The organism is Alkaliphilus hydrothermalis, from assembly GCF_016908555.1.
Lineage (GTDB): Bacteria > Bacillota > Clostridia > Peptostreptococcales > Natronincolaceae > Alkaliphilus > Alkaliphilus hydrothermalis.
Genome location: NZ_JAFBEE010000049.1, coordinates 1 through 1,662 on the forward strand (window position 1 = coordinate 1; position 1,662 = coordinate 1,662).

The following is a 1,662-nucleotide window of genomic DNA, read 5'->3' on the forward strand; positions in this document are numbered from 1 at the left end:
TTATTTTAGTAAGTTAAAACATTAAGGCGGTGAAACTGGAAAAATCTCAGGAAAATTATTTGCCAAAATTTCGCCAAAAACACTTGCCAGTTACAGAGGCATTGCATGTTGATATTTTAAATTGATTACATGACTAAGAAGCTCATTAGATGCCATACTTTTATGGAGTAAGGTACTTGGAGCTTTTGTTGTAACTATATTTGCTTGATCATTATTCTCTTCACAGGTTTTGCAGGCGTAGCTGTAGGTAATATGTTCTTCTACATATAGCTTCGCTGGTATATATTTAAGGATTTCTTTAGATTTAGTACCGATAACCACTAAATCACTGGAGCAATCCTTACAGGATTGTTGGCCTTCATCTAATTTATGCTTAACAACCACTTTCTCTAGATTTGCTAGGTTATCCTTTTTACCTGTATTTTGAAGGGGTTTAGTTCTTTTGTAGGTAATTTCTTCAACGGTAGGCTCTTCAACTTTTAAGTTGCTATGATTTTCGGCTTCATCAAAAAATGATACCTGCATAGAATTCATCTGCTCACTGGAAGAACCAAACATTTTTCTATTTTTATTAAGAATTTGATTTTTAAGATATGCTAACTCATTCTTTAAAGCTGCTATTTCTTGGTCTTTAGATTTTATTTCTGTATCCTTAGATTCAAGTTCTACTTCCATCTTTAAAATCAACTCTTTAGTTTTTTCGTCTAATTGGTTTTCTAAATTTAAACCACTCATTTTCCACCCTCGTTTTCTTTTTTCTCATAGAATAATTATACCACAAAACCATTGTAATTTCACTGTTTTAAATGGTTTTGTGGTATCTTTTTTAGAAGTAATTTCTTTCTTCAACGGGTTTAAATTTGGAACCATTTCTTACTTCATATCCTTTAAGTAGCCATCTTAATTCTTCTTTTGAAACCTTTAGGGCTTCTTCTGTTGACATAGGCCACTTAAATTTATTTCTTTCTAGACGATGATAATATAGCCAAAATCCATCATCAAAATGTAGTATTTTAAGTTTATTCATTTGTTTATTACAAAAGACGAATAGTGCTTTTTCAAAAGGGTCTAATTTAAACCGTGTTTGTACAATCATGCATAATCCATCTATATTCTTTCTAAGATCAGTTATTCCGCAAGCCAAATACACCTTATCTTCTTTTCCTATATTTAACATGATTCCATAATCATGGCAAGAATATTAGATAGAACTACTTTATCATTACTAGGTATATGTATTTTAGCTTTGCCTATTTCTATTTTAATGTTTTCGGTTGAACATGAACTAGATGGAGTAGCTTCTTCTTTAAAATTAATAGCATGAAATACAGATATTTCCCTCTTTTTTGCTGCCTTTCTATGGTAATAGAATTGGTGAAGACTTATATTATTCTCTTTACAGAAGGACTTTATCGTCCCTTCATATGTAGCAAACATCTTAAAAATATTTTTCCAGTCAACAGCTACCGCTTTATTTTCCAAACAGATCCCTCCTTAGAGCTTTATTATCTGTATTTTAACAAAGCTACTGCTTGTAGACTAGGCGGAGATTCTTTGACGCATACCAATAATAAAGTAGGGTAGCTATTCTCATAGCTACCCCCTTATCAAACCGCACGTGCCCTACTAAGGCATACGGCTTACCAACGTGTTCTAAATGTA

At 32.1% G+C, this 1,662-nt stretch carries 3 protein-coding genes; all 3 read right to left on the reverse strand.

The genetic code is table 11. The features are described 5' to 3' along the window. Window positions 1-90: 90 nt before the first annotated feature. Window positions 91-735: an IS66 family transposase zinc-finger binding domain-containing protein gene (locus JOC73_RS15010; protein WP_204404681.1), complete on the reverse strand. Its 645-nt coding sequence runs from the start codon at window positions 733-735 to the stop codon at window positions 91-93. Between the two features lie 91 nt (window positions 736-826). Beyond that, window positions 827-1,177, reverse strand: coding sequence for an IS66 family insertion sequence element accessory protein TnpB (gene tnpB, locus JOC73_RS15015; RefSeq protein WP_204404683.1), 351 nt, complete (start codon window positions 1,175-1,177; stop codon window positions 827-829). After that, entirely contained in the window at window positions 1,171-1,482 is a 312-nt protein-coding gene (gene tnpA, locus JOC73_RS15020) for an IS66 family insertion sequence element accessory protein TnpA (RefSeq protein WP_204404685.1), read from the reverse strand. Before tnpA ends, tnpB begins: the two co-directional genes overlap by 7 nt. Window positions 1,483-1,662: the final 180 nt, after the last annotated feature.

Bases quoted from the DNA above. Each gene is read 5' to 3' on its own strand.
- JOC73_RS15010 (WP_204404681.1), bottom strand. From the start codon at position 735: ATGAGTGGTTTAAATTTAGAAAACCAATTAGACGAAAAAACTAAAGAG.
- tnpB (WP_204404683.1), bottom strand. From the start codon at position 1,177: ATGTTAAATATAGGAAAAGAAGATAAGGTGTATTTGGCTTGCGGAATA.